At 68.3% G+C, this 25,896-nt stretch carries 31 protein-coding genes; 12 read left to right on the forward strand and 19 right to left on the reverse strand.

Annotated elements, in window-relative coordinates:
- Positions 1–43: 43 nt before the first annotated feature.
- Positions 44–1,552: a lipopolysaccharide biosynthesis protein gene (locus OK349_RS11590; protein WP_265117956.1), complete on the forward strand. Its 1,509-nt coding sequence runs from the start codon at positions 44–46 to the stop codon at positions 1,550–1,552.
- 3 nt (positions 1,553–1,555) lie between these two features.
- On the opposite strand, the gene purH is transcribed toward OK349_RS11590, so the two are convergent.
- The 5 genes from purH to htpX form a co-directional block, all read right to left on the reverse strand.
- On the reverse strand, positions 1,556–3,127 hold the full coding sequence (gene purH / locus OK349_RS11595; RefSeq protein ID WP_265117957.1) for a bifunctional phosphoribosylaminoimidazolecarboxamide formyltransferase/IMP cyclohydrolase: 1,572 nt from the start codon (positions 3,125–3,127) through the stop codon (positions 1,556–1,558).
- A gap of 156 nt (positions 3,128–3,283) precedes the next feature.
- On the reverse strand, positions 3,284–5,032 hold the full coding sequence (locus tag OK349_RS11600; RefSeq protein ID WP_265117958.1) for a heparinase II/III family protein: 1,749 nt from the start codon (positions 5,030–5,032) through the stop codon (positions 3,284–3,286).
- Positions 5,029–5,688 carry a ribulose-phosphate 3-epimerase gene (gene rpe, locus OK349_RS11605; protein WP_265117959.1) on the reverse strand — a complete coding sequence of 220 codons (660 nt, stop codon included), beginning with the start codon at positions 5,686–5,688 and terminating at the stop codon, positions 5,029–5,031. Before rpe ends, OK349_RS11600 begins: the two co-directional genes overlap by 4 nt.
- Positions 5,685–6,971 (reverse strand): RsmB/NOP family class I SAM-dependent RNA methyltransferase, encoded by a 1,287-nt coding sequence (locus OK349_RS11610; RefSeq protein WP_265117960.1) that lies wholly within the window; start codon positions 6,969–6,971, stop codon positions 5,685–5,687. The genes rpe and OK349_RS11610 overlap by 4 nt, the downstream gene beginning before the upstream one ends.
- Positions 6,972–6,974: 3 nt before the next feature.
- Entirely contained in the window at positions 6,975–7,946 is a 972-nt protein-coding gene (gene htpX / locus OK349_RS11615) for a zinc metalloprotease HtpX (RefSeq protein ID WP_265117961.1), read from the reverse strand.
- Positions 7,947–8,118: 172 nt separating this feature from the next.
- Between htpX and OK349_RS11620 the strand changes: the two genes are divergently transcribed.
- The gene (locus tag OK349_RS11620) at positions 8,119–8,280 is read left to right on the forward strand and encodes a DUF1674 domain-containing protein (protein ID WP_265117962.1); all 162 of its coding nucleotides are present in this window, start codon (positions 8,119–8,121) and stop codon (positions 8,278–8,280) included.
- A 139-nt stretch (positions 8,281–8,419) separates the two neighbouring features.
- Here OK349_RS11620 and OK349_RS11625 read toward each other — a convergent pair whose 3' ends face one another.
- Genes OK349_RS11625 through OK349_RS11670 form a run of 10 tightly spaced genes read right to left on the reverse strand, consistent with a single transcriptional unit; the run spans position 8,420 to position 14,134 of the window.
- Positions 8,420–8,950: a DUF1697 domain-containing protein gene (locus tag OK349_RS11625; RefSeq protein ID WP_265117963.1), complete on the reverse strand. Its 531-nt coding sequence runs from the start codon at positions 8,948–8,950 to the stop codon at positions 8,420–8,422.
- Positions 8,947–9,924 (reverse strand): NAD(P)H-dependent glycerol-3-phosphate dehydrogenase, encoded by a 978-nt coding sequence (locus OK349_RS11630; RefSeq protein ID WP_265117964.1) that lies wholly within the window; start codon positions 9,922–9,924, stop codon positions 8,947–8,949. The genes OK349_RS11625 and OK349_RS11630 overlap by 4 nt, the downstream gene beginning before the upstream one ends.
- Entirely contained in the window at positions 9,921–10,946 is a 1,026-nt protein-coding gene (gene tsaD, locus OK349_RS11635) for a tRNA (adenosine(37)-N6)-threonylcarbamoyltransferase complex transferase subunit TsaD (protein ID WP_265117965.1), read from the reverse strand. Before tsaD ends, OK349_RS11630 begins: the two co-directional genes overlap by 4 nt.
- Before the next feature lie 39 nt (positions 10,947–10,985).
- The gene (locus OK349_RS11640) at positions 10,986–11,336 is read right to left on the reverse strand and encodes an iron chaperone (RefSeq protein WP_265117966.1); all 351 of its coding nucleotides are present in this window, start codon (positions 11,334–11,336) and stop codon (positions 10,986–10,988) included.
- A 9-nt stretch (positions 11,337–11,345) separates the two neighbouring features.
- Complete coding sequence (locus OK349_RS11645; protein WP_265117967.1) at positions 11,346–11,888, reverse strand: SRPBCC family protein; 543 nt, start codon at positions 11,886–11,888, stop codon at positions 11,346–11,348.
- 5 nt (positions 11,889–11,893) lie between these two features.
- Positions 11,894–12,328, reverse strand: a complete 435-nt coding sequence (locus OK349_RS11650) for an SRPBCC family protein (protein ID WP_265117968.1) — start codon at positions 12,326–12,328, stop codon at positions 11,894–11,896.
- Positions 12,325–12,720, reverse strand: a complete 396-nt coding sequence (locus OK349_RS11655) for a VOC family protein (protein WP_265117969.1) — start codon at positions 12,718–12,720, stop codon at positions 12,325–12,327. The genes OK349_RS11650 and OK349_RS11655 overlap by 4 nt, the downstream gene beginning before the upstream one ends.
- A gap of 3 nt (positions 12,721–12,723) precedes the next feature.
- Positions 12,724–13,089: a DUF1428 domain-containing protein gene (locus tag OK349_RS11660; protein WP_265117970.1), complete on the reverse strand. Its 366-nt coding sequence runs from the start codon at positions 13,087–13,089 to the stop codon at positions 12,724–12,726.
- Positions 13,086–13,418, reverse strand: a complete 333-nt coding sequence (locus OK349_RS11665) for an ArsR/SmtB family transcription factor (protein ID WP_265117971.1) — start codon at positions 13,416–13,418, stop codon at positions 13,086–13,088. Before OK349_RS11665 ends, OK349_RS11660 begins: the two co-directional genes overlap by 4 nt.
- Positions 13,419–13,462: 44 nt before the next feature.
- Positions 13,463–14,134 carry an MBL fold metallo-hydrolase gene (locus OK349_RS11670; protein ID WP_265117972.1) on the reverse strand — a complete coding sequence of 224 codons (672 nt, stop codon included), beginning with the start codon at positions 14,132–14,134 and terminating at the stop codon, positions 13,463–13,465.
- A 79-nt stretch (positions 14,135–14,213) separates the two neighbouring features.
- On the opposite strand from OK349_RS11670, the gene pabB reads away from it, so the two are divergent.
- The 4 genes from pabB to OK349_RS19540 all read left to right on the forward strand — a co-directional run bounded on the left by pabB (position 14,214) and on the right by OK349_RS19540 (position 18,542).
- The gene (pabB, locus tag OK349_RS11675; protein ID WP_265117973.1) at positions 14,214–15,992 is read left to right on the forward strand and encodes an aminodeoxychorismate synthase component I; all 1,779 of its coding nucleotides are present in this window, start codon (positions 14,214–14,216) and stop codon (positions 15,990–15,992) included.
- Between the two features lie 32 nt (positions 15,993–16,024).
- A complete protein-coding gene (locus OK349_RS11680) occupies positions 16,025–17,224 on the forward strand; it encodes a pyridoxal phosphate-dependent aminotransferase (protein ID WP_265117974.1) in 1,200 nt (399 codons plus the stop codon).
- 255 nt (positions 17,225–17,479) lie between these two features.
- Positions 17,480–18,154, forward strand: a complete 675-nt coding sequence (gene msrA / locus OK349_RS11685) for a peptide-methionine (S)-S-oxide reductase MsrA (protein ID WP_372340553.1) — start codon at positions 17,480–17,482, stop codon at positions 18,152–18,154.
- 112 nt (positions 18,155–18,266) lie between these two features.
- Positions 18,267–18,542, forward strand: coding sequence for a hypothetical protein (locus tag OK349_RS19540; RefSeq protein WP_372340554.1), 276 nt, complete (start codon positions 18,267–18,269; stop codon positions 18,540–18,542).
- Between the two features lie 4 nt (positions 18,543–18,546).
- Here the strand turns inward: OK349_RS19540 and OK349_RS11695 are convergent, their stop codons facing one another.
- Together OK349_RS11695 and mgtE are read right to left on the reverse strand one after the other, a co-directional pair.
- On the reverse strand, positions 18,547–18,969 hold the full coding sequence (locus OK349_RS11695) for a DUF1489 family protein (protein WP_265117976.1): 423 nt from the start codon (positions 18,967–18,969) through the stop codon (positions 18,547–18,549).
- Between the two features lie 22 nt (positions 18,970–18,991).
- Positions 18,992–20,380 (reverse strand): magnesium transporter, encoded by a 1,389-nt coding sequence (mgtE, locus tag OK349_RS11700; RefSeq protein WP_265117977.1) that lies wholly within the window; start codon positions 20,378–20,380, stop codon positions 18,992–18,994.
- A 166-nt stretch (positions 20,381–20,546) separates the two neighbouring features.
- Between mgtE and OK349_RS11705 the strand changes: the two genes are divergently transcribed.
- From OK349_RS11705 to OK349_RS11730, 6 genes are all read left to right on the forward strand, one after another.
- Complete coding sequence (locus tag OK349_RS11705) at positions 20,547–21,005, forward strand: peptidylprolyl isomerase (RefSeq protein ID WP_265117978.1); 459 nt, start codon at positions 20,547–20,549, stop codon at positions 21,003–21,005.
- A gap of 57 nt (positions 21,006–21,062) precedes the next feature.
- Entirely contained in the window at positions 21,063–21,680 is a 618-nt protein-coding gene (locus OK349_RS11710) for a LolA family protein (RefSeq protein WP_265117979.1), read from the forward strand.
- Between the two features lie 220 nt (positions 21,681–21,900).
- Positions 21,901–22,233 (forward strand): antibiotic biosynthesis monooxygenase family protein, encoded by a 333-nt coding sequence (locus OK349_RS11715; protein WP_265117980.1) that lies wholly within the window; start codon positions 21,901–21,903, stop codon positions 22,231–22,233.
- A gap of 54 nt (positions 22,234–22,287) precedes the next feature.
- Positions 22,288–23,073, forward strand: coding sequence for an exodeoxyribonuclease III (locus tag OK349_RS11720; protein WP_265117981.1), 786 nt, complete (start codon positions 22,288–22,290; stop codon positions 23,071–23,073).
- On the forward strand, positions 23,070–24,128 hold the full coding sequence (ribA, locus tag OK349_RS11725; RefSeq protein WP_265117982.1) for a GTP cyclohydrolase II: 1,059 nt from the start codon (positions 23,070–23,072) through the stop codon (positions 24,126–24,128). The genes OK349_RS11720 and ribA overlap by 4 nt, the downstream gene beginning before the upstream one ends.
- A complete protein-coding gene (locus OK349_RS11730) occupies positions 24,128–24,559 on the forward strand; it encodes a hypothetical protein (RefSeq protein ID WP_265117983.1) in 432 nt (143 codons plus the stop codon). The genes ribA and OK349_RS11730 overlap by 1 nt, the downstream gene beginning before the upstream one ends.
- Here OK349_RS11730 and OK349_RS11735 read toward each other — a convergent pair.
- Positions 24,556–25,230, reverse strand: a complete 675-nt coding sequence (locus tag OK349_RS11735; protein WP_265117984.1) for an HAD family hydrolase — start codon at positions 25,228–25,230, stop codon at positions 24,556–24,558. The genes OK349_RS11730 and OK349_RS11735 overlap by 4 nt on opposite strands.
- Positions 25,227–25,895 (reverse strand): YggS family pyridoxal phosphate-dependent enzyme, encoded by a 669-nt coding sequence (locus OK349_RS11740; protein ID WP_265117985.1) that lies wholly within the window; start codon positions 25,893–25,895, stop codon positions 25,227–25,229. The genes OK349_RS11735 and OK349_RS11740 overlap by 4 nt, the downstream gene beginning before the upstream one ends.
- Position 25,896: the final 1 nt, after the last annotated feature.

Below are 25,896 nucleotides of genomic sequence, written 5' to 3' on the forward strand. Positions count from 1 at the left end.
AGGCTTCTCGACGCCGCCTGCAGTGCGCGGTTGAGGTCGGCGCGTGACCGCCGACGCGCGTCCGGCGCCTTCCGACGACATCGCAGCACTCGCCAAGGGCGGGCGGACCAACTTCTTCGGATTCGTCCTGCGGCTCGCCGCGCGGCTGCCCTTCCTGTTCATCGCCGGGCGCCTCTACGGGCCGGAGATCGTCGGGCGGTTCGCGCTTGCGATCGTGGTGGTCGAGCTCGCGGCGCTGCTCGCGACGCTCGGCCTCAAGCGCGGGCTCGCGCAGGCGCTGGCCTCGACCGACCGGCCGCATGCGCATGTCGTGTGGGACGGCATGGTCGTCGCCTTCGTCGTGTCGATGATCGCGAGCGCGGTGCTCTTCACCTTCCCCCAGATCATGTACGCCAACAGCCAGGTCACCGGGCTGGAGGGTCTGCTGCCCGTGATCGTCTTCGCGATCGCCTGGTCCGACGTCAGCCTCGCCGCACTCGCCTATCGCGGCAATGTGAAGGCGGCGGTGACCGCGCGCGCGATCGTCGAGCCGTGGACGATCAGCATCGGCGCTTGGGTGCTCTACTATGCCTCGTCGCGCGACGGGTTGATCATCGCCTATGTGCTGTCGATGGCCGCGGCGCTGATCGCCAGCCTGATCCCCTTCATCCGCAGCTACGGCCTGCCGCACGGCTGGTCGCCGCGAGTGACGCCATTGCTTCAGCTCGCGCGGCGCAACGTGCCGCTCGCCGGCGCCGACGCGATCGAATGGGGCACGCGCAACATCGATCGCTTCATCCTCGGCCTGCTGTTCCCGCCGGCGATCGTCGGCATCTATTACATGGCGCAGCAGGTCGCCTCGATCCCGCAGAAGCTCAAGACCAGCTTCGATCCGATCCTTGGGCCGGTGATCGCGCGCAATCTCGCCGCCGGAAACCGGGCCGCGATCGCGTATCAGGTCAAGCAGGTCGCGTTCTGGATCATCACCGCGCAGGCCGCATTGCTGCTGATGGGTGGCATCCCGGCCGAGGGCGTGATGGGCGTGGTCGGCCCGCAGTTCGTCGCGGGCGCGGGTGCCTTGTGCTTCCTGCTCGCCGCCGAGGTGCTCGCCTCGCCCGGCGCGGTCTCGGAGGCCGGCCTCGTCTATATGGCGCGGCACCGCAATCTGATGGTGTCGATGCTGCTGCTCGGCTTCCAAGCGGCGCTGAGCTTCGCACTGGTATTCCTGATGCGCGATTTCGGCTGGGACGTGAACTATCAGGCGGCCGGCCCGGCGGTGGCGTTAGCGGTGACGCTAGCGCTGGGCTCCACGATCAAATGCTGGATGCTGGCGCGGATGACCAAGGCATCGGTGTTCAGCCTGCGCCCCGGCTTCGTCGCGGCGATCATGGTGGCGGGAACCGTCGGCTGGGCGTTCACCCAGTTGCCGCATCATCTCGAATGGGTCGAGCTGTCGGTGGGCGTACCGGCGATCTTCCTCACCTATTTCGCCGTGATCGGCAAATGGGCGTTCGGCGAAGAGGACCGCAAGCTGTTCAAGAAGCTGCCCAAGGAGGGCAGCGCGGTCGCCTGAACCTCAGTGCCGGAAGTGGCGCATTCCCGTGAACACCATCGCCAGCCCTGCCTCGTCGGCCGCCGCAATGACCTCCTCGTCGCGGATCGAGCCGCCAGGCTGGATCACCGCCGTCGCCCCCGCCTCCACCGCCGCGAGCAGGCCGTCGGCGAAGGGGAAGAAGGCGTCCGAGGCGACTGCGCTGCCGATCGTGCGCGGCTCGGCCCAGCCGGCCTTGTCGGCGGCGTCCTTCGCCTTCCATGCGGCGATGCGCGCGGATTCGAGGCGGTTCATCTGCCCCGCGCCGACACCCGCGGTGCTGCCGTCCCTGGCATAGACGATCGCGTTCGACTTGACGTGCTTGGCGACGGTCCAGGCGAACAGGCAGTCGGCGAGCTCTTGGCTCGTCGGCGCGCGCTTGGTCACGACCTTGAGGTCGGCCTCAGCCACCCGGCCATTGTCGCGCGACTGGACCAGCGCGCCGCCCGCGATCGTCTTGAGCATCAGCCCCGGGCGCGCCGGATCGGGGAGCGCGTCGCACACCAGCAGGCGCAGGTTCTTCTTGGCGGCGAAGATCGCCTTCGCCTCGTCGCTCGCGCCGGGGGCGACGACGACTTCGGTGAAGATCTCGCTGATCGCCTTCGCCGTTTCCGCGTCGAGCGGACGGTTGAGCGCGATGATCCCGCCGAACGCCGACACCGAGTCGCAGGCGAGCGCGGCCTTGTAGGCGTCGACCAGCGTGTCGGCGGTGGCGACGCCGCAGGGGTTGGCGTGCTTGACGATCACCACCGTCGGCGGGCCGTCGCGGAATTCGCTGACCAGCTCGAGCGCGGCGTCGGCGTCGTTATAGTTGTTGTAGCTGAGCTCCTTGCCCTGGAGCTGCTCGGCCTGCGCGATACCCGAAGCGGCCGGCCCGGCGGGCAGATAGAGCGCCGCCGCCTGGTGGGGGTTCTCGCCATAGCGCAGTTCCTCGCCACGCTTGAACACGAGCGGCAACGTGGCCGGGAAGCGCTCGCTCTGATCGGCGAAGGCAAACCACGACGCGATCGCTGCGTCATATTGCGCGGTCAGCGCATAGGCCTTGGCGGCGAAGCGGCGGCGGTCTTCCAGATCGGTCTCGCCCTTGGCGACCACGTCATAGTCGGCGGGATCGGTGACGATCGCGACATAGGCGTGGTTCTTGGCGGCCGAGCGCACCATCGACGGGCCGCCGATATCGATATTCTCAATGATCTCGTCGCGGTCCGCGCCCTTCGCGACGGTCTGGGCGAAGGGATAGAGGTTCACCACGACCAGGTCGATCATCCCGATCGCATGCTCGCCAGCCGAAGCCACGTGCTGCGCATCGTCGCGCACCGCGAGCAGCCCGCCATGGACCACCGGGTGCAGCGTCTTGACGCGGCCGTCCATCATCTCGGGGAAACCGGTGAGGTCGGAGATGTCGCGCACTGCGAGCCCGGCATCGCGCAGCGCCTTGGCGGTGCCGCCGGTCGAGACCAGCTCGACGCCCCTGGTGGCAAGCGCCTGGCCGAGTTCGACGATGCCGGTCTTGTCGGAGACCGAGAGAAGGGCGCGCTTGATGGGGATGCTGGTCATGGGCGGCGCTTTAGTCTGCGGAGCTTGCGCTGCAAGCCCCGAGTTGCGGCACCGGCCCGCTCCCCCACCCGGCCACCCAACGATAGTACCCTATGGGTGGCCGGGTGGGGGAGCGGGCCGGTGCCGCAACCGGTTCAGCTTTGCTGAACCAGAAAACTAACGCGCGCGGTGGAACAGCCAGGAGATGCTGGCGCCGCCCGGGGGGGACTCGCCGGTCAGCACAAGCTGCTGGGTTTCGCGCGGAATGCCGCGCCCGTCGACCCACACGCTTTCCTCGATCCCGAGCGCCGCGCCGCCCGCGCGGAACTGCCACGCCGCGCCCGAGGGCGTGCGGAGCAGCGCGCCCGCGCCGTCGGCGGTCGGCGAGATCTGCACCCCCGGATGAAGGTGGAAGCGGATCACGAAGGGGATCGGACCCGGCTTGCCCCGGCGGCCGGCGGGGATCAGGCTGTCCTCGCCGCGCACGTCACGCCCGTCGGCGCCGAGCGCGATGCGGCGGCGATGGATGACGCCGTGGCGCCGGACATAGCCGTCGTGGCTCGCCTCGATCCGGCTGGCCGTGTCGGTTTCCTGACGGCTGAGCTCCATCTCCGCAACGCCACGGCCGAGCGTGCCGTCGGGATGGATCGCGGTCGAGTTGCTGTCGCGGACCACCAATGTCGAGTGCGCGGCGGTGGTGCGCAATCCCTCGGCGAGCCCGGCGGGAAGGCGCAGGTCCGCACCGCGTGCGCCGCCACAGCTCACGACGATGCGGTCGGGACCGTCGGAGAATTCAAAGGCGAGGGTAGAAGCGCAGCCGCCTTCCATCACGCGCGCGATCGGCGGCGGGGCGGCGTCGACGATCAGCACGGTGCGCTGCTGGGTGAGGCGCTGATAGCCCCATTCATGCGCCTGACGCAGCGGTCGGACGCGCACGCTGGTCGCCGCGACGATCTCGTCGATCCGGTCGCCACCAAGCGGCAAGCCACCCTGCCAGCTCGCGAGCCCGCGGTCGCCATGGCAGACGCCAAGCAATGCCGTGACCATCCTAGTAAGCGCACGGCTCTGCGTTTCAGGCGGATCGAGGCGGCGTGCCGCATAGGTCTCGCGCAGCAGCGTCAGCAGCATGATCGCGTCGAGCAATGCGAGCGGCGAGCGGCCGGTGATGCCGCCGTCCTCACTCACCGATCCCGCCAGCGCCCGGGCCAGACCCGCTTCGCCAAAGGCGCGGCGCGGATCGCCGCCGGGGATCATCAGCCCAGCCGCGAGCACGCCGCACCACGCCGCGATACGCGGTGCGCCGAGCGGGACGCGGTCGGCGGTGCGGTCAAGATGCCGCGCACCCCGCGCGAGCGTGTGCAGCACCTTCGAGCGATAGACGAGATCGGTGCTGGAGAGGATCAGCGGCGCGTGTGCGGTCCAGAACAGGATGCGGCGGCCCCACAGATCCGCACGCCAGGCGGGATCGGTGACCTTGTCGGCATGGACGCCGAGCCATTTGCGCATCAGCGCCTCGGCCACCGGCGCGGCCTGTTGCCGGGTCGCGACCGTCGAGAGATCGCGCAGCCAGGCGAAGCTGTGGAAATAGTCGCCGAACGGTTTGGACCAGCCGGGCTTGGCCGGATCGAGCGTCACGACGACGTGGTTCTCGCCGCGGAAGGAGAGCTTGCCGTCGAGCAGCGCGTTGCCGCGCGCCGGATCGCCGAGAAAGGGATCGTCGGCGACCGCGATCAGCTTGAGCGGGTAGCGGCCCTTGAGCCGCAGGCCGTGGATCGGGGTGCGCCAGGTGAGACGATGGAAATGCTCGGACAGGCGATCGGCGAGCGAGAGGCCCCGGTCGCCTCCGGTCCGGATCAGCCGCTTGCCTTGCTCGATCCCGTCGGCATTGGGCCCATCGACGGCGCGGTCGTCTTCCTGATCACTCACCCCGCGCGCAACGCCCGGATATTATCAGCATAGGCGGACGGGCCGCCCTTGAACGCCGCAGTGCCGGCGACCAGCGCGTCGGCGCCCGCGGCGATGACGCGCGCCGCATTGCCCTGATCGACTCCGCCATCGACCTCGAGATCGATGTGGCGGCCGCTGGTGTCGATCTTCGCACGCAATGCCGAAATCTTCGCAAGTTGGCTCTCGATGAATTTCTGGCCGCCGAAGCCTGGGTTGACGCTCATCACCAGGATCAGGTCGATCATGTCCATGACGTGATCGACCGCGTCGATCGGCGTCGCCGGATTGAGCACCACGCCGGCGCGCTTGCCGAGGCCCTTGATCGTCTGGATCGTGCGGTGGAGATGCGGACCGCTCTCGGGATGGACCGAGAGGCAATCGGCGCCGGCATCGGCGAACGCCTGGAGCATCGGATCGACCGGCGCGATCATCAGGTGGACGTCGAACGGCTTGGCGCTGTGCGGGCGCAGCGCCTTGATCACCGCCGGGCCGATGGTGAGGTTGGGCACGAAATGGCCGTCCATCACGTCGATATGGATCCAGTCCGCCCCCGCCTCGTCGATCGCGCGCACTTCCTCCCCCAATTTGGCGAAGTCGGCGGAGAGGATCGAGGGGGCGATGCGGACGGAAGTCATATCGGTCCTTTAACATCTCCCGAATCGCCCGCAACACGCATGAGGCGCACCATGAAAAAGCCGTCGAGGCCGCCTTGTTCCGCGAGCATGCCGGGAAGCGTGCGCAGCCAGCCGCGCGCGTGCGCGACGAGGCCCTCGGGCAGCTCGTCGGCGAGGACGCGGTCGATCGCGAATTCCGGATGCTCGGCAAGGAATCGCTCGATCTGGCGCTCGCCCTCCTCGGGCTCGAGCGAGCAGGTGGCGTAGACCAGCAGTCCGCCGGGGCGCACCCAGCGCGCGGCGCGGGGAAGCAGCTGCGCCTGAAGCTCGGCCATCTCGGCGATCACACGCGGGCGCACGCGGTGGAGCACGTCGGGATGGCGGCGGAAGATGCCGGTGGCGCTGCACGGCGCGTCGAGCAAGACCGCGTCGGCCTCGAAGCCCGGCTCCCAGGTCAGGAGATCGGCGGTGACGATGTTGGCCGAGAGACCGGTGCGGGCCAGATTCTCGGAAAGTCGCGCCAGACGACTTTCCGAGATGTCGACCGCGGTAACCTCCCAGCCGGAGGCGGCGAGCTGGAGCGTCTTGCCGCCCGGCGCGGCGCAGAGGTCGAGCACGCGGCCGGTACCGCCGCCGATCAGGCGTGCGGGCAGCGAGGCGGCGAGATCCTGCACCCACCAATGGCCCTCGGCATAGCCGGGTAGCTCGGGGACCGACGTGTCGCCAGTAATGCGGCGATGATTGGGAAGCAGGCTTTCGCCGCCGAGCTCCGTCACATCGCTTCGCAGCGTGAGATCGAGCAGCGGCGGCGCGGCGATGGCGGCGGCCGTGGCTTGCGCGACCCGCTCGCCCCAGTTGCCTGCGATGCGGGCATGGACCTGGGCGGGGAACGACGGATACTCCGGCAACGCGGCCCCGCTGCGGTTCAGCGTGCCGAACACGCCATGGACCAGCTTGCGCGGCCCCCCGTCGACCAACGGCAGCACGGTCGAGATCGCAGCATGGGGCGGGGTACCGAGGCGGAGCGACTGGGCGAGCGCGATGCGCAGGGCGAAGCGGGCCTTGGCATCGTCGGGCAGGCGTTGGCGGGTCGCGCTGTCGATCAGCGCGTCGAGATCGGCGAGCCAGCGCAGCACCTCGGCGGTAATGGCATGGGCCAAGCCACGGTCAGGTGGCGGCAGCCCCGCAGTGGACGCATCGAGCGCCTGCTCGATCGCGAGACCGCGGCGCAGCACCGCATCGAGCAGACGCAGCGCAGCCCGGCGTGCGGGGACGCCGGGCGGATCGGAAGGCGGACGCGCCAAGGCCTAGCCGCGCCGATTGGGATCGAGGGCGCTGCTGGAGCGGCGGGGCACCGGTTTGATGCCGAGCGCGGAAGGTCGGGTGGTTGACATAGCTGACAGATTCGAGGGGGTTTCCGGCGAGGTGTCAACCGCGGCCGGGGCACCCATTTCCTGCGCGAGGGCTTCCAGCGCAGCGATGCGGTTGCCGGTGTCGGGGTGAGTCGAGAACAGGCTGTCGCCGCCGCGGGCGAGGCCGGGGACGATGTAGAGCTGCGCGGCGGCGGGGACGCGTTCGGCGACCGGGTTGGGCACCGCCGCGGCGCCGCGGGCGAGCTTGGCCAGCGCCGAGGCGAGCGCGCGCGGGTTGCCCGAGATCTCCGCGCCGCCGCGATCGGCGCCGTACTCGCGCGTGCGGCTGATCGCCATCTGCACGATCATCGCGGCGAAGGGCGCGACGATCACCGCGAGGATCGTGGCGAAGATCGCGCTGCGATCATTCCCGCCGCGGAAGAACATGCCGAAATTGGCGAGCATCGAGATCGCGCCGGCGATCGTCGCGACCATCGTCATGATCAGCGTGTCGCGGTTGCGGACATGGGCGAGCTCGTGCGCCATCACGCCGGCGATCTCGTCACGATCGAGGAGATTGAGCAGCCCGGTGGTCGCCGCGACCGCCGCATTCTCGGGATTGCGGCCGGTGGCGAAGGCGTTGGGGTGGGGCGAATCGATGACGTACACTTTCGGCATCGGCAGACCCGCACGCTGCGCGAGATCCGCGACGAGCCCGTGGAATTCGGGCGCGGTGGCCGCATCGACCTGACGCGCGCCGTGCATCTTCAGCACGATCTTGTCGGCGTTCCAGTAGGTAAAGAGGTTCATCCCCACCGCGACCAGCAGCGCGATGATCATCCCGCCGCGCCCGCCGATGGTGAAACCCAATGCCATGAACAGCGCGGTCAGCGCCGCGAGCAACATGGCCGTCTTGAAACCGTTCACTTGGATATGCTCCATTTAGTAGCGGTACCAGCCCGCTCCCCCACCCGGCCACCCAACGGCAGTATCATATGGGTGGCCGGGTGGGGGAGCGGGCTGGTACCGGTCGGCGAAGCCGACTAACCACATCCCCAATGTGGGGGATCGAAGCCATCGCCGCAATCAGGACCGACTTATGGGCAAGCGCCCCGATCACGTGAAGCCGCCCGCCTATCTCTCGAAGAGCCCGCCGGTGCCCAAGCCCGAGCCGGGGAAGAAGGCGGAGACCGATCCGCTCGGCGAGGATCCAACGCGCTACGGCGATTGGGAGCGCAAGGGGATCGCGGTCGATTTTTGAGTTCGGCGATTCATATCTATCACGCCGTCATGCTGAACTTGTTTCAGCATCCATCGTGCCACCAGCGACCTGGTCGCGTGTGGAGAAATGGACCCTGAAACAAGTTCAGGGCGACGGTAGAGTATGGTGACGGAAAGGATCAGAGCGCGTCGCGGATCTTGAGCACGGTGTTCCAGTTGCGCGCGGTGTTGACCGGATCGAGCTTGGCCTTGCTCATCGCCGGGTGGAGGGTCGAGCGGCCCTGGCCGTCCGGGAAATCGATATAGAGTTCGCGCCCCACGGCATGCATGCGTTCGGGACCGTCGTGGCGTTCCGCGAGGCTCGCAACCGCCGCTTTATCGACCGGGGCGCGGTGGAAGGTGACGACGACGAAACTCGGGCGTTCGCTGGTGGCTTCGGGGAAAGGGTTGGCGGCGACGATCGCTGCCATCTCCTGGGGCGAGCGCACGAAGATCTCGGACTTGAGACCAGTCTCCTTCGCCAGCGCGTCGTGAAGCTTCTTCTCGAGCGCGGCGGCGTCCTTCTCGTCGGCGGTGAACACGACATTGCCCGAGGCGAGCAATGTCTTGACGTCAGTGAAGCCCATGCTCTCGACCACGGCCTTGAGCTCAGCCGATTTGAGCTGGCGCTTGCCGAGGTTGATGCCACGCAGCAGCGCCGCCCATCTCATGCGTGTTCCTCCCGGAGCGGCCGGCTGAGCAGCGCGTCCACGACCGCGCCGACCGGCGTGCCCTCGAGCAATGCGCAGACCGCTTCGGTCACCGGCATGTCCACCCCCGCCGCCTTCGCCGCCTCGCGCAGCACCGGCGCGGTGGCGGCACCCTCGGCGACGGTGCGGCGGTCGGCGAGCAGCTCGGCGGCGCTGCGGCCCTGACCAAGGCCGACGCCGAGCGAGAAATTGCGCGAATTGGTCGAGGAGCAGGTGAGCACGAGATCGCCGAGCCCCGACAGGCCCGCCAGCGTCTCGGGCCGGCCGCCGCGCGCGACCCCGAAGCGAGTCATCTCGGCAAAGCCGCGCGCGATCAGCGCGGCACGGGCGTTGAGCCCGAGCCCCGCGCCCTCGACCACGCCGCAGGCGATGGCGAGCACGTTCTTGACCGCGCCGCCGATCTCCGCGCCGGCGACGTCGGAGGAGCCATAGGTGCGGAAAGCAGGACCCGCGAGGCGCGCGGCAAGGCGATCGCGTAAATCATCGTCCTCGCAGGCGAGCGTGACCGCGGTGGGCAGCCCCTTGGCGACCTCGTGCGCAAAGGTGGGTCCCGAGAGTACCGCCACCGGCGCGTCGGGATGCAGCTCGCGGGCGACTTCGGCGACGAGCTTCTGGGTGCCGGCCTCGATCCCCTTGGCGCAGAGTACCAGCGGGCGGCCGGCGACGGGCAGATCGGCGAGCACCGAACGCAGGAACTGGGCCGGAACGACGACCAGCAGCACTTCGGCGTCAGCGAGATCGGCGAGATCGCCGGTGGCGCGGATCGACGGAGAGAGCGGGACGCCGGGGAGGAACAGCGTATTTTCATTCGCGGCGTTGACTGACGCAACGACGTCATCCTCACGCGCCCACAGTGTAACCGGCTCGCCGCCGCGTGCCGCGACTTGGGCGAGGGCGGTACCCCAGGCGCCGCCGCCAACTACGCCGATCCTCATCCCTTCACCCCCGCTCCCCGGACCTTCTCCGCATCCGGATCGAGCGGCCAGCGCGGGCGCGCGGGCAGGTCGAGCGGATCGATGAGGCCGAGCGCGAACCGCTCGGCCCCGGCCCAGGCGATCATGGCGGCATTGTCGGTGCAGAGCCAGAGCGGCGGGGCGATGAACGGCAAGCCATGCTCGGCAGCGAGCGTGGTGAGCGCGGTCCGGACGGCGGTGTTGGCCGCAACCCCGCCGGCGACGACGAGCGCGGTCGCCTGCGGCGCCTTGCCGAGCGCGATGCGCGTGCGATCGACCAGGCAGTCGACCACCGCCTGCTGGAACGAGGCGGCGAGATCGGCGGCCGGGAACTTGCCGACCTTGCGCGCAACGTCGCTTTTCAAGCCCGCGAAGGAGAAATGCGGCTCGCCCGAACCGACCAGCGGGCGGGGGAGCGGCACGGCGCGGGGGTCACCCTCCAGCGCGGCGCGTTCGACCGCGGGGCCGCCGGGAAAGCCGAGGCCGAGCAGCTTGGCGGTCTTGTCGAACGCCTCGCCCGCGGCATCGTCGATCGTGGTGGCGAGGCGGCGGTAGCGGCCGACGCCCTCGACCAGCAGCAGCTGGCAATGCCCGCCCGAGACGAGCAGCAGCAGATAGGGGAAGGCGAGGTCCGGCTCGGCAAGGCGCGGCGAGAGCGCGTGCCCCTCGAGATGGTTGACCGCGACCAGCGGCTTGTTCGCGGCATGCGCCAGCGCCTTGCCAGTGACAAGCCCAACCATGACGCCACCGATCAGCCCGGGGCCGGCGGTGGCGGCGATCGCGTCGACATCGGCGAGGCGCACCTTCGCCTCGTCGAGCGCCGCTTCGATCAGCGGCCCCAGCGCCTCGACATGCGCGCGTGCCGCGATCTCGGGCACCACGCCGCCGAACGGGCGATGCGCCTCATCCTGCCGCGCCAGCCGGTGGGACAGGATCGTGCGATCACTGGTCACCAGCGCAGCGGCGGTTTCGTCACAACTCGATTCGAGGCCGAGGATCAGCATCGCGCCGATCTAGGGAGTCGCGGTCAGCTTGTCGAAGGCTCAGGGATTTTGATCCTTTCTGGAAGCGAGGGCGAGCTTCTCGACGAGCGCGTCAGGGATTGGTTGGCTCGGCGAGAAGGTGACGCCGGTCTTGGTCGACTTGAGTCCGGCAGCGGCAATGTCGCCGGCATGCGACGCGATCGCGGAAGGCGATAGGTAAAGGCCGCATTGCTTACTGAAAGCGGCATAACCGGCGACGATGGATTGTCCGATCCTGAACCCGGGCATTTTATAGGCAATGACTTCCTCGGCGTCAGGCAGCGCGTGCGCAAGTTGTGTGCGCAATCGAACCAGCAGCGGGCGAAGGGCTTCAGGAGCCTCGGCGATATAGGCATCGTGGTCAGCAACCATGATCGGTGCTCAAGACTGGGCGAGCGATGCCGCCACCTTCGCCTCCGACTCGGCGTGTAGCGCCCAGAAGTCGCGCACCGGCTCGCCCTTGAGCAGGCCTTCGAGCACGGCGAGGTGCGAATGCCAGCCGCCGCCGAAATTGGCCATCGGGCCGGGGCCGGTAATGCCGCTATGGGTGAGGACGAGACGGGTCTTGTCGGCACCCTCGGCGAACAGCTCGAAACGGGCGGTGCCCTCCTTGCCCTCGTCCCAGCTGATCGCGAAGACGTGCGGCGGGTCGAACTCGACCACCGTCTCGCGCCCGACCGCGCCCTTCCACTTGGCGTATTCGGCCGGATAGGGGACGTCGTCGGCGGAGAGATTGTCATGGTCGAACACCAGCTCGACCGTTTCGCCGACGCCATGCGCATCGCTGCCGCCGGAGAACCATTGGTAGCGCAGTTCCGCCTGGGTGAGGTAGCGCCACACCGTCTCGGGCCCGGCGTCGAGGATGCGCACCATGCGCAGCGTGTCCGGGGCGAGGACTTCCATATCTGCCAGCGTGTCGGTCATCGGGGTCACTCCGTGATGCGGGCGAGGCCGTCGAGGATCATCGTCCAGCCGCGGCGCGTCTGGTCCTCATAGGCCGCCCATTGCGGATCCATTTCGTGGGTGAGCGTCAGCGTGCACCCGCTTGGGGTGGGCACGATTGCGATGCTGACGCGAGTCCATTCGCCTTCCTCGGCCGGATCGGCGGCGAACAGGAAGACGAGGCGGGTGGGGCGGTCGATCACCTCGAACTGCAGGCGATGGCCGGCATCGCCGCCGGGCCGCCGCTCGACGATCAGCGCGCGGCCGCCGACGCGGGCGTCGATCTCCACCGTCTGCATCTCGCCATCGGAGGTGGCGAAAAGGAAGCGGCGCGCCTGCGCGGGATCGAGCCAGGCATCGAACACGCGTTCCGGCGACGCGGCGAAGTCGCGGCGGATGGTGAGGATGACCGGCTCGCTCATTTGAGGTTGAGCTGCCACGAGATGCCGAACCGGTCGCTGACCCAGGCGAAGCGCGTGCTCCAGCCATAATTGTCGGGCGGCATCAGCACGCCGCCATCTTCGGACAGCGTGGCGAACAACCGCTCGAACTCGGCTTGGTCGGCGCACTCGACGAAGAAGGACCAGGAGGGGGTGAAGTCGAAGCCGTGGGTGACGAAGCTGTCGTGCACCATCACGCTCTGGCCGGCGATGGTCGCATAACCACGCAGCACGGTGCCCTCGGGGCCGGGGCCGTCGGGTCCGAACTTCTCGAGCGAATCGATGCGGCTGTCGGGTACGTGCTCGGCGTAGAAGGCGAGCGCGGCTTCCGCCTTGCTGCCCTGGAACATCAGGAACGGGGTCGCTTTGGCCATGGCTCAGGCTCCCTTCTCATCGACCAGCGGCACGAATCCGCCATAGATCATGCGTTTGGGGTCCATGAGGTTCATCTCCTCGGGCACCTGCTCCATCCGCGGATCGGCAGCGACGGCCTCGTTGCCCTTGTCGCGCGCTTCCTTCGACGGCCATTCGATGAAGGAGAAGATCACAGTCTCGTCTTCCTTGGCCTGCACCGCGCGATAGAAATCGGTGACCTCGCCCTTGGGCACGTCGTCGCCCCAATTCTCGATCACGCGCAGCGCGCCATGGTCGGCGAAGATCTTCGCGACACGTTCCGCCATTGCGCGGAAGCGTTCGCGGTTCGCGGTGGGCACCGCCAGCACGAAGCCGTCGATATAGGTCATTGCGTCTCTCCTTTGGGGGCTTCGCGAATGAGCGCCTCGAGCGCGTCGAGGCGGATGTTCCAGAAGCGCTCCCATTGGCGCAGCCACTGGTTGGCCTCGGCGAGCGGTTCGGCCTGGAGGCGACAGAGCTGGGTGCGGCCGGCCTTGCGGCGAGTGATCAGGCCGGCGCGTTCGAGCACCTGGACGTGCTTGGACGCCCCGGCGAAGCTCATCGCATAGGGCTGGGCGAGTTCGCCGATCGACTTCTCGCCGAGCGCTAGGCTGGCGAGCATGCCGCGGCGCGTGGGATCGGCGAGCGCGTGGAAGGTGGCGTCGAGTCGTTCAACCATTTGGTTGAGTTAGGACTCGCCGTGCTAATTGTCAACCGAACGGTTTAACTTTTCGCGAGCACCGAATCGGCGACGAAGGGGTTGGTGCGGCGTTCCTGCGCGAAGGTGCTGGGCTGGCCGTGACCGGGGACGAACACCGTGTCGCCGCCGAGCGGCCAGAGCTTGCCGGTGATCGCGTCGAGCAAATCCTGATGATTGCCCATCGGGAAGTCGGTGCGGCCGATCGAGCCCTGGAACAGCACGTCGCCGACGATCGCAAGCTTCGACGGCGGGTGGTGGAACACGACATGCCCCGGCGTGTGGCCGGGGCAGTGATAGACATCGAGTATGAGGTTGCCGACGGTCACCGTGTCACCGTCCACCAGCCAGCGGTCGGGCTCGAAGATGCGACCATCGATGCCGTAGTTGCGGCCGTCGTCCTCGAGGCGGCTGATCCAGAAGCGGTCGGCCTCGTGCGGACCCTCGATGGGGACGCCGAGTTCCTTCGCCAGCGTGCCGGCCTGGCCGCAATGGTCGATATGGCCGTGGGTGATCAGCAATTTCTCGATTCTGACGCCATGCTGCTGTGCCGCCGCCTTGAGCCGGTCGAGATCGCCGCCGGGATCGGTGAAAGCGCCACGCATCGTCTGCGTGCACCAGAGCAGCGTGCTGTTCTGCTGGAGCGGCGTCACCGGCACGATCGCGGCGCGCAGCGGGGGATTGGGAGCATTGTTCATCGGCTGCGGAGATAGGCGGCCGGGAAACGAGCGGCAACAGAGGGTTGCAGGGCGGCGCGCGCGGTTGCATGCGGGCGCAATGCTTGGCCCGGCTCCCTTCGTGCTGCTCGACGATGCCCGGCCGGGCGGCGTCGACGCGCGGCTCTACCGCGACCCGGTGCGGATCGTGGCGGCGCATGCGCCCGGCGAGATACGGCCCGCGCTCGCAGCGCTCGACGCGGCGCGCGGCGCGGGGCTGCACGCGGCGGGCTACCTCGCCTATGAGGCGGGGCATGCGCTGGAACCCAAGCTCGGCACGCCCGCCATGTCGGGACCGTTGCTGTGGTTCGGGCTGTTCGAGCGCTACGAGACGGTCGCGGCGGCGGACGTGCCGGCGCTGCTGCCCGATCCGGCGAGCGCATGGATCGGGCGGCCGCGGCCCCGGATCGGCCGCGCTGACTATGACGCCGCCTTCGCCCGGGTGCATGACTGGATCGAGGCGGGCGACATCTATCAGGCGAACCTCACCTTCCGCGCGAGCGCGCGCGTGCTCGGCGATCCGCTCGCCGCCTATGCCGCGATCCGGACGCGCGCGGCGGCGGGCTATGGCGGAATCGTGTGGACCGGGGACGACTGGCTGCTGTCCTTCTCGCCCGAGTTGTTCATCGCGCTGCGTGACGGCGAGCTGATCGCGCGGCCGATGAAGGGGACGACGCCGCGCGGCGCGACGCCGGAGGCGGACGAAGTGGCCAAGGCGACGCTGGCGAGCGACCCCAAGCAGCGCGCCGAGAACCTCATGATCGTCGACCTGATGCGCAACGACCTGACGCGCATCGCGCAGCCGGGCAGCGTGCATGTGCCCGAGCTGTTCAAGGTCGAGACCTATCCGACGCTGCACACGATGGTCTCGACCGTGTCGGCCCGGCTCGCGGAGGATACGAGCATCGGCGAGGTTCTCGCGGCGACCTTTCCCTGCGGATCGGTGACCGGTGCGCCCAAGATCCGCGCGATGGAAGTGATCGGCGTGGTCGAGCCCGACGCCCGCGGGCCCTATACCGGCTCGATCGGGCGGATCGACGCTGCCAGGGAATCGAAGAGCGGGGACGCCGCGTTCAACGTCGCGATCCGCACGCTGCACTTGCCCGCCGGCGGCGATGTCGCGAGCATCGGCCTTGGATCAGGGGTCGTCGCGGACTCGCGCGCGGGCGAAGAATGGGACGAGTGCCTGGCCAAGGGCGCGTTCCTGACGAGGGGGCAGGGGCAAGTGGACCTCATCGAGACCATGGCGTTCGATCCGGCGCGCGGCATCGCGCTGCTCGAACGGCACCTCGCGCGGATGAAGGCGAGCGCGGAGGCGCTGGGCTTCGCGTTCGACCGGCACGCCGCGCGCAACGAGCTGCAGGCGGCGACCTTCCGGCTGCGCAGGCCCGCACGGGTCCGGCTGCTGCTGTCGGCGCGGGGCAATGTCGCGATCGGCACCGCGCCGATGCCCGCCGTGCCCGAGGGGCCGGTTCGCGTGACGATCCGGCCACGCGAAGTCGCGCCGCGCGACTTCCGGCTCGCGCACAAGACCAGCGACCGGCGCATCTATCCGCGCGGCGACGGCGCGTTCGAGACGCTCTACACCGATGCCGAGGGCTATCTCACCGAAGGCAGTTTCACCTCGCTGTTCGTCGAGCGCGACGGCAAGCTGCTGACGCCGCCGCTGACCCGCGGCATCCTGCCCGGCGTGCTGCGCGCCGAGCTGATCGAGAGCGGGCACGCGGTCGAGGCCGACCTCACCCCGGCCGATCTCGCGCATGGTTGCCTGATCGGCAATGCGCTGCGCGGACTGGTTGCGGCGGTTACGGTTGCGGAGGAGCGACAAGCGGACTTATAGGGCGCGCGTTCCCTCCAGACAGGCCACCGCCCATGCAGACCTCCGCCGCGCTCAACCGTATCCAGCCCTCCGCCACGCTCGCGATGACGAGCCGCGTGTTCGAGCTGAAACGGGCCGGCATCGACGTGATCGGCCTGGGCGCGGGCGAGCCCGATTTCGACACGCCCGACTTCGTCAAGGAAGCGGCGATCGAGGCGATCCGCAAGGGCGTGACGAAGTACACCAACGTCGACGGCACCCCAGAGCTCAAGGCCGCGATCGTCGGCAAGTTCGCGCGCGACAACGGCCTCACCTATGCCGAGAACCAGATCAGCGTGAACTCGGGCGGTAAGCACACGCTGTTCAATGCCTTCTGCGCGACGATCGACGCGGGCGACGAAGTGATCATCCCGGCGCCCTATTGGGTGAGCTATCCCGACGTGGTCGAGTTCGCCGGGGGCAAGCCGGTGTTCGTCGCCGCGGGCGCCGAGGCGAACTACAAGATCAAGCCCGAGCAGCTCGAGGCGGCGATCACCGCAAAGACCAAATGGGTGGTGCTCAACTCGCCGTCCAACCCGACCGGCGCGGCCTATAGCGCGGCCGAGCTCAAGGCGCTGGGCGAGGTGCTCGAGCGGCACCCGCATGTGCTGATCTATGCCGACGACATGTATGAGCACATCCTCTACGACGGCTTCGAGTTCGCGACGATCGCGCAGGTCTGCCCGTCGCTCTACGATCGCACGCTGACCGCCAACGGCGTGTCCAAGGCCTATGCCATGACCGGCTGGCGCATCGGCTATGCCGGCGGCCCGCAATGGCTGATCAAGGCGATGGGCAAGCTCCAGTCGCAATCGACCAGCAACCCGTGCAGCATCAGCCAGGCGGCGTCGGTGGCGGCGCTCAACGGCGACCAATCGTTCCTCAAGGAGCGCGCAGCAGCGTTCCAGAAGCGCCGCGATCTGGTCGTGTCGATGCTCAACCAGATCAACGGCATGAACTGCCCGCGGCCCGAGGGCGCCTTCTACGTCTATCCCGAGTTCAGCGCGCTGATCGGCAAGACCACCCCCAAGGGCCTGGTGATCGACACCGACGAGACGATGGTCGGCTATCTGCTCGATGACGCCAAGGTCGCCGCGGTGCATGGCGGCGCGTTCGGCTTCTCGCCCGCGCTGCGTATCAGCTACGCGACCAGCGAGGACGTGCTGACCGAAGCGTGTGGGCGCATCCAGGAAGCCTGCGCCGCGCTGCGTTAGGTTCAGGCGCCGCTGGTGCCGCAACCTGAACAACTAATTACGCTACGGCCAGCGGTTGTTCATCTGAAACAAGTAGAACTTCTCTTGGATTCGCGGGCGGCGATCCCATCTCCGCCTCCACCAAGACAAGGATCTCAACATGCGTGCGATGCTCAAGTCGCAGTTCCTGCGGCGTTTCCTGGCCGGCTTCTCGCTTGGCGCGATCGCAATGGTCGCGTTCAACATCGAGCAGGTCGCCGCCAGCTCGTTCTTCTGATGCGCGCCGCCGCGCTCGGCATCGCGGGCCTCGCGAGCCTCGGCTTCATGTCCGTGGCCGGTCTCGTGCCGCCTTTGACCGCTGCGGCGGCCGAGAAGGCGGTTGCGATTCCCGCTTCCACCACCGATGTCGCGCCCGCGCCCGGCGATCAGGTCGCGGTGCTCGCGGGCGGCTGCTTCTGGGGCATGGAGGCGGTATTCGAGCAGGTGAAGGGCGTGCGCGCCGTCACCAGCGGCTATGCCGGCGGGGCGAAAACGACTGCCACCTACAGCCAGGTATCCACCGAACGCACCGGCCATGCCGAGGCGATCCGCATCGTCTATGACCCGCGCCAGGTGAGCTATGCGACGCTGCTGCGCATCTATTTTTCGGTGGCGCACGATCCCACGCAGCTCAACCGGCAGGGTCCGGACACCGGCCCGAGCTACCGTTCGGCGATCTTTCCGCAGAATCCGGGCCAGGCGCGGGTCGCGCGCGCCTATATCGAACAGCTCGGCAAGGCGGGTGCCTATGCCAAGCCGATCGTGACCAAGATCGAGCAGGGCCAGTTCCACCTCGCCGAGGCCGAGCATCAGGACTTTGCGCGGCGCAATCCCAACCACCCCTATATCGTGCGCTGGGACAAGCCCAAGGTCGCGGCGTTCCGCGCATCCTTCCCCTCGCTCGCACGCTGAACACGGCCAGCCGGGCATCGCGCACGACCGGCCGCCGACTCCCCGGCACGCCGTTCAGCCACGCGTCGGCAAGGCTTCCGCACAATCGGCCTGCTTCGAAAGGAGGCAGGTCATGCGTATTTCCCATGCCGTGATTCCCGCCGCGCTCGTTGCCGCGGCCCTCGCGCCAGCGGCACTGGCGCAATCGTCCAACACCAGCTCGAACAGCTCGTCCAATAACGGCGTGGTGCGCGAGCGAATCGTCGACAGCTATTGCGACCGCGGCGGTTGCGAGCGTTCCGTCGTGCGCCGCACCTATCGCGACGACGGACGCGACCGCCGCTGGCGCGCCGCGCGCGAGGGGCGCTACGAATCCCGGCGCTGGCGTGACGATGACGACGACGATTGAGGCGTCAGACGATCCCCAGCTCGGCGAGCTTTCCCGCCAGCTCGGGCGGAAGTGACGCCGTGTCGCCGGTGCCGAGATCGGCCGGCGCGTCCTTGCCCTCGAGATAGCGCCAGCCCTGGTGCGCCCGCTTGGGGCGCGGCTGCACCAGGATCAGCTCGGGCGCGAGGTGGATCGCAACCCGTCCGCCCTCGGCTTCACCGAACTTCAGGATCGGCGAGCGCCCGACGAGCTGGTGCTTGATGATCCAGAACAGCGAGCCGTCATCGCCGGTTTCGGGAGCGATCTCCGCGTGGCGCTTGGGCAGATAGCGCGTCGTCAGGAACGCGGTCGGGCCGTGCGCAGCGCGCAGCGCGAGCCGCTCGCGCAGATAATCGATGCTGTCGCAGCCATAGGCGACCTTGGTAAGATGAAGCGGCACGCTTCCCATCTGGGCGCAAGCCGCGCGCGGTTCAACCGGCAAGCCCGCTCGCGCTGGCGAGGCCGAGGAAGACGAGGAAGCCCATCGAGTCGGTGATCATCGTCACGAACACTGATGATGCGACCGCGGGATCGGCGCGCAGGCGCTGCAGCGTCAGCGGCACGAGCACGCCCGCACAGCCGGCGAGGACGATGTTGGCGAGCATCGCGGTGGCGATCACGCCGCCGAGCGCCGCGTTCTGGAAGACCAGGCCGACGCCGCTCCCCAGCACCGCGGCGATGGTGAGGCCGTTGAGCAACGCGACCTGGATCTCGCGCCGGATCGCGCGCCAGGTGTTGGACTGGGTGAGCTGGTTGGTCGCGAGCGCGCGCACCGTCACCGCCATCGTCTGGGTCCCGGCATTGCCGCCGACGCCGGCGACGATCGGCATCAGCGCGGCGAGTGTCACCATCTTGGCGATCGTCCCCTCGAACAGCCCGATGATCGTCGCCGCGACCATCGCCGTGCCAAGATTGGCGATCAGCCAGCGCACGCGCACCTTGTACGAATCGACCACGGGCTCGTTGATGTCGCCTTCGCCCGCACCCGACAGCAGCAGCGCGTCCTCGCCCGCTTCCTCGGAGATGATGTGGACGACGTCGTCGACGGTGATCATGCCGACGAGGCGGCCATTGTCATCGACCACCGCGGCCGAGATCAGCGCGTATTTCTGGAAGATCAGCGCGACCTCTTCCTGGTCCATCGCCACCGGGATCAGCGTCTGCTCGCGCTTCATGACGTCACCCATCGCCACCGCGCGCGGGGTACGCAGGATCCAGGAGAGCGCGCAGGTGCCGACCGGCTTGTGCGCGGGATCGACGACGAAAATCTCCCAGAAATCGGTCGCCAGCTCCTCCTCGCCGCGCAGGTAATCGAGCACGTCGCCGACGCTCCAATGCTCGGGCACCGCGATCAGCTCGCGCTGCATCAGGCGGCCGGCGGATTCCTCGGGATAGGAGAGCGCTTCCTCGATCGCGGCGCGATCATCGGGGTCGAGAGCACGCAGCACCGCGCGCTGGTCCTCTTCCTCCATGTCCTCGATGATCGCGACGGCGTCGTCGGTATCGAGCTCGGCGGCGATGTCGGCGACCTCGTGCGGGTCGAGCGCGTCGATCAGCTCGTCGCGCACCCAATCGTTCATCTCGGCGAGCACGTCGCCGTCGATCAGGCCGGAGATGGCGGCGGCGAGCGCGTGGCGCTGGTCGGCCGGGGTCAGCTCGACGAGATCGGCGATGTCGGCAGGGTGGAGCGGCTCGACCTTCTCGCGCGCGGCCTCGACCTCGCCGCTGTCGACCAGGTCGAGTACGGTGCGGACGAATTCCGGGCTCAGATGATCGTGCGAGTCGCGCGCGGTTTCGGTGGTGTCGGTCTCGTCGGTCATCGAGCCTTCCCCTGTCCGGCGCCCCGCTTCCCTCTAACGCGCTCGAATCGCGCTGCCAATGCGGGCGGGTGCCGCTTTTTCAAACCTGCGTTACCCGATTTGCAACCGGGCGCACACATGCCTAGGTGGCGCGCGACATCGAATTGTTTTTGGAGTTGCAGTTCAAATGGCCGACCTCCCCACCCGTCTCGTGATGACCCTCGACGCCGGCGACGTGCATATCAAGCTGCGTCCCGACCTCGCGCCCAAGCATGTCGAGCGGATCGCCAAGCTCGCCGACAGTGGTTTCTATGACGGCGTCGTGTTCCATCGCGTGATCGACGGGTTCATGGCGCAGGGCGGCGACCCCACCGGCACCGGCATGAGCGGATCGAAGGAGCCCAACCTTCCCGCCGAGTTCAGCCGCGAGCCGCATGTCCGCGGCGTGTGCTCGATGGCGCGCACCAACGATCCCAACAGCGCCAATTCGCAGTTCTTCATCTGCCTCGACGACGCGACCTTCCTCGACGGCCAGTACACCGTGTGGGGCGAGGTGATCGAGGGCATGGAGCATGTCGACGCGCTCCCCAAGGGCGAGCCGCCGCGCAACCCCGGCAAGATCGTCAAGGCGCGCAGCGAAGCCTGACGGTTCACGACGGGTTCAAGGCGGAACCGACAGGGGATGGATATGTTTGGCAAACCCATGACTATCCGTCCCTTGGCGGTTCTCGCCGCGGTCGCCCTTCCGCTCGTCCTGCCCGCCGCTGCCCAGCAGCCGGGCACGCTCGCGCAGGTGCAGCAGCATCTCCAGGCGGCGCAGACCATGACCGCGGCGTTCGCGCAGACCGACCGCGCGGGCAAGACGCTCAATGGCACGCTCACGCTCAAGAAGCCCGGCAAGGTCCGCTTCCAGTATCAGAAGGGCGTGCCGCTGCTGATCGTCGGCGACGGCAACGCGCTGTGGTTCATCGACTATTCGGTGCGCCAGGTATCGCGCTGGCCGGTCAGGGATTCGCCGCTCGGCGTCCTGCTCGATCCCAGCCGCGACGTCTCGCGCTACGCCAAGGTTGTTCCGACCGGCAATCCGCAAGTGGTGAGCATCGAGGCGCACGATCCCAAGCGGCCCGAATTCGGGCGGCTGACGATGGTCTTCGCGCGCAATGCGTCGGCGCCCGGGGGGCTCATGCTCCAGGGCTGGGTGGCGCTCGATTCCCAGAACAACCGCACGACGGTGCGCTTGTCGAACCAGCGCTTCAACGTGCCGGTGAGCGACGGAGCGTTCCGCTGGAACGATCCGCGGAGGAGCGGCGGCCGCCGCTGACACGCGTATTCATCCTGGCGACAGCTTTCGGCCGCTAACACCGATCGTGCGGACGGGGCTTTCGGGATTTTTCCCCCTGTTGCCCGAGCTGGTCCTGTCCCGCCTGCGTGACGAACGCCAGGTCGGCCCTCGCTCCATGCCCCCGGAGCGGGGGCCTTTCCGTTCGTGCCCCCGCCATTGTCCGCATTCTCCTGAGCTGTCATGGATCCTTCCAGAGGAGATGCAGGTGATCGAACGGGTCTGGCGCGGTCGCGTTTCGGATGATCATGCCGAGGCCTATCGGGATTTCCTGCGCGACCGGTTCCTCCCCGCCGCCCATCGGATTCCAGGCTATCTCGGCGCGCGCGTATCACGCCGGCGCGTCGGTGACCGATGGGAGTTCATGACGATCACCCAGTTCGAGTCGCTGGATTCGATCCGCGCCTTTGCAGGGGATGATCTTGAACGCGCGCATGTGGCGCCCGAGGCGCGTGCGCTGTTGGCGGAGTGGGACGAGCTTGTCGCGCATTTCGAGCCGGTCTTCGAAGACCGGCCGGAGCGATCCTCGGATTGAACGCGAACGCATAGCCACTGGTGCGCGCGCATCGCTGACTCTACATCGCGAGCGATGAAGATCGCGTCCTGGAACATCAACTCCGTCCGCTTCCGCATGGAGATCGTCGAGAAATTCCTCCGCGAGGAGGCGCCCGATATCTTGTGCCTGCAGGAAACCAAGGTGATCGACGGGGATTTCCCCCACGCCCCGCTGCGCGCGCTGGGCTATGATCACATCATCATCCACGGCCAGCGCATGCATCACGGCGTCGCGATCGTCAGCCGCGTGCCGGTGACCGAGGACGACCGGCTCGACTGGCAGGCCAATGGCGAGGCACGGCATGTCGGGGTGCGCCTGGCGAACGGCGTGCGGCTCGAGAATGTCTATGTGCCGGCCGGCGGCGACATTCCCGACCGCAACGTGAACCCCAAATTCGGGCAGAAGCTCGATTTCGTCGAGCGAATGACGCGCTGGTCCGAAGGGCTCGGCGATCTGCCGGTGATCCTGACCGGCGACTTCAACATCGCCCCGCTCGAATGCGACGTGTGGAGCCACAAGCAGCTGCTCGACGTGGTCAGTCACACGCCGATCGAGGTCGCGGCGCTCGCACGGCTGCAGGCGGCGAACGACTGGGTCGATCTCGGCCGCACGTTCATCCCCGCGCCGGAGCGTTGCTTTACCTGGTGGAGCTATCGCGCCAAGGACTGGGCGGCATCCGACCGCGGGCGGCGGCTCGACCATATGTGGGCGAGCAAGGATGTGGCCGCCAAGGCGACCGCGCACCGCGTGTGCGAACCGTGCCGCGGCTGGCTCAAGCCGTCGGATCACGTACCGATCATCACCGAGTTCGACTTTTGAGCGATCCACGCGCCGCCGCTCGCGCGATCGACGCGCTGCGCCGGGGATGGCCGATCGCGATCCGTGGCGCGGCGGGCACACTGTCCCTGCTCGCGATCGAGACCGCGGATGCCGCGCGGCTTGCCGAATTCGACCCCGCCGGAACCGCGCCGGTGCTGCTTTCGGCCGGACGCGCCGCGACGCTCAAGCTCGCCAACCAGCGCGATGCCGCGACGCCCGACGCGCCGGTGCTCGTCGAACGCGCACCGTGGCTCGATTTCGACGGCGCGGTGGCGCTCGCCGATCCGCAGCTCGACCTTGCCACGCCGTTCAAGGGGCCGTTCCGTGCGGTCCCGGTGCCGACTCCCGATGCTGCGGCGGCGGCGCTGCGGCTGGCGCGGATCGCGGGTCTGCTCCCCGCTTTCTTCGCGCGCCAGGACGAGGCCGGGGAGGCAATCACCCCTGCGGATATCGACGCGCATGAGGATCCCGCGCGGCTGCGCATCGTCACCCGCGCGCGCCTGCCGGTGGCTGGGGCAGAGAACGCCGAGATCGTCGCCTTCCGCACCCCGGAGTCGCCCGACGAGCATGTCGCGCTTCTGATCGGCCAGCCGACCGGCGCGCCACCGCTGGTGCGCCTGCATAGCGAGTGCCTGACCGGCGATGTGCTCGGCAGCCTCAAATGCGATTGCGGGCCGCAGCTGCACGCCGCGATCCACGCCATTGCCGAGAGCGGCTGGGGCATCCTGCTCTATCTGCGGCAGGAGGGGCGCGGGATCGGGCTGATCAATAAACTGCGCGCCTATGCGCTGCAGGATCAAGGGTTCGACACGGTCGACGCCAACACCCGGCTGGGGTTCGCGGTCGATGCGCGCGACTTCGGCGTCGCGGGGCGGATGCTCAAACTGCTGGGTCAGGATCGCATCCGGCTGCTGACCAACAACCCCGAGAAGGTCGCGGGGCTCGAAGCCGCGGGAATCGCGGTTGCCGAACGCGTGCCGCACAAACTGCCGCCCAACCCGCACAATGAACGCTATCTCGCGACCAAACGCGACCGCACTGGACACCAGCTCTAGTGCGCTACTACCTCGACGCCGAGTTCAACGGGTTCGGCGGACCGTTGATCGCGCTCGCGCTGGCGCCCGAGGATGGCAGCGCTCCCTTCTACGCCGCGCTGCCTTGCCCCGATCCGACCCCTTGGGTGGCGGCGCACGTCCTACCCGTACTGGGCACCGAGCCGATCGCGCGCGCGGCGTTTGGCCAGGCCATGACTGCCTATCTCGCCGGCGACCCCGATCCGGTGCTGATCGCCGACTGGCCCGAGGATATCGCCCACGCTGCGATGGCGCTGATCGCGCGGCCGGGATACCGGCATCCAATCGCACGCATCACCTTCGAGCTGTGCGACGCACCGGGCTTCGACGCCGCGGTAACGAGCGCTGTACCGCACAATGCGCTCGAGGATGCCATCGCGCTGCGCGAATTCATGCTCACGCGCGGCTGCTAGGCGAGCAGCCGGGCAACCTCGCCGAAATCATGGGCGATGTCGTGGACGCCGATCGCACGCAGCCGCTCGTCATGCCCGACGCCGCAATGGCTGCCCGCGCAAAGCCCGATGACATGCGCGCCCGAGGCGACCGCGCCGGTGGCGCCGACCGGCGAATCCTCGAGGATCGCGCAGCGCGCGATGTCGACGCCGAGCGCATCCGCGGCATGGAGATAGACGTCCGGCGCAGGCTTGCCGCGCTGCACATGCTCGCGGCCACTGAAGATCTTGTCGCCAAACGCGTCGCGGATGCCGAGATGGTCGAGATGCGTGGTGATCCACTCAGTCGAACTCGACGAGGCGATTGCGCGGGGCAATGACTCGGGCAGCGCGTGGATGAACGCGATCGCGCCGGCAACCGCGGCGATCCCCTCGGCAAGCGCGCGGGCGTTCTCGGCCTCGCGCGCGGGATAATAATCCTCGGGCAGCGGACGCTCGATCCAGCGCTCGATCGCCTCGATAAAGTCGGTACCCGCCAGCCCCATGAAGTTCGCCATCGAGTCTTCGGGCGTGGTGGGATGGCCGATCGAGGTCAGATATTCGGCGATGTGGCGGTTGCCGTCATATTCGCTTTCGAGCAGCACGCCGTCGAAATCGAAGATCAGCGCATCGAAGCGGATCGCGAGGCTCATGCGCGCGCTCCGAACAGCGCAGTCCCGACACGGACATGCGTCGCGCCGATCGTCACCGCGGTCTCGAAATCGTCCGACATGCCCATGCTGAGACCGGCGAGGCCATTGTCGCGCGCGAGTTTGGCCAGCAATGCGAAATAGGGTGCTGCCTCGACCCTGAGCGGCGGGACGGCCATCAGGCCGGCGAGCGGAAGGGCCGCGGCGCGCGCTTCGGCGAGCAACGCCGGCAGATCGGCGGCCGCGCATCCGCCCTTTTGCGGCTCATTGCCGATATTGACCTGGATGAAGCAGGGCGGGCGGCGATCGGCCTTGTCCATCGCCCTGGCCAGCGCCGCGACCAGCGACGGGCGATCGACCGAGTGGATCGCGTCGAACAGCGCCACCGCATCCTCGGCCTTGTTCGACTGAAGCTGGCCGACGAGGTGGAGTTCGACTCCGACCGTTTCCTCACGCAGCGCGGGCCATTTCGCTGCCGCCTCCTGCACACGATTCTCGCCGAACGCGCGCTGGCCCGCCGCGATCAGGGGCCGGATCGCGTCCGCCTCGTGCGTCTTCGAGATGGCGATGAGTGTGATATCGCCGGAATCGCGAGCGGCGATCTTCGCAGCGCGGGCGATTCGTTGGTGGATGGCGGAGAGGCGCGAGTCGGCGGTGTCGAATGACATG

The organism is Sphingomonas sp. BT-65, assembly GCF_026107375.2.
Taxonomy (GTDB): Bacteria; Pseudomonadota; Alphaproteobacteria; order Sphingomonadales; family Sphingomonadaceae; genus Sphingomonas.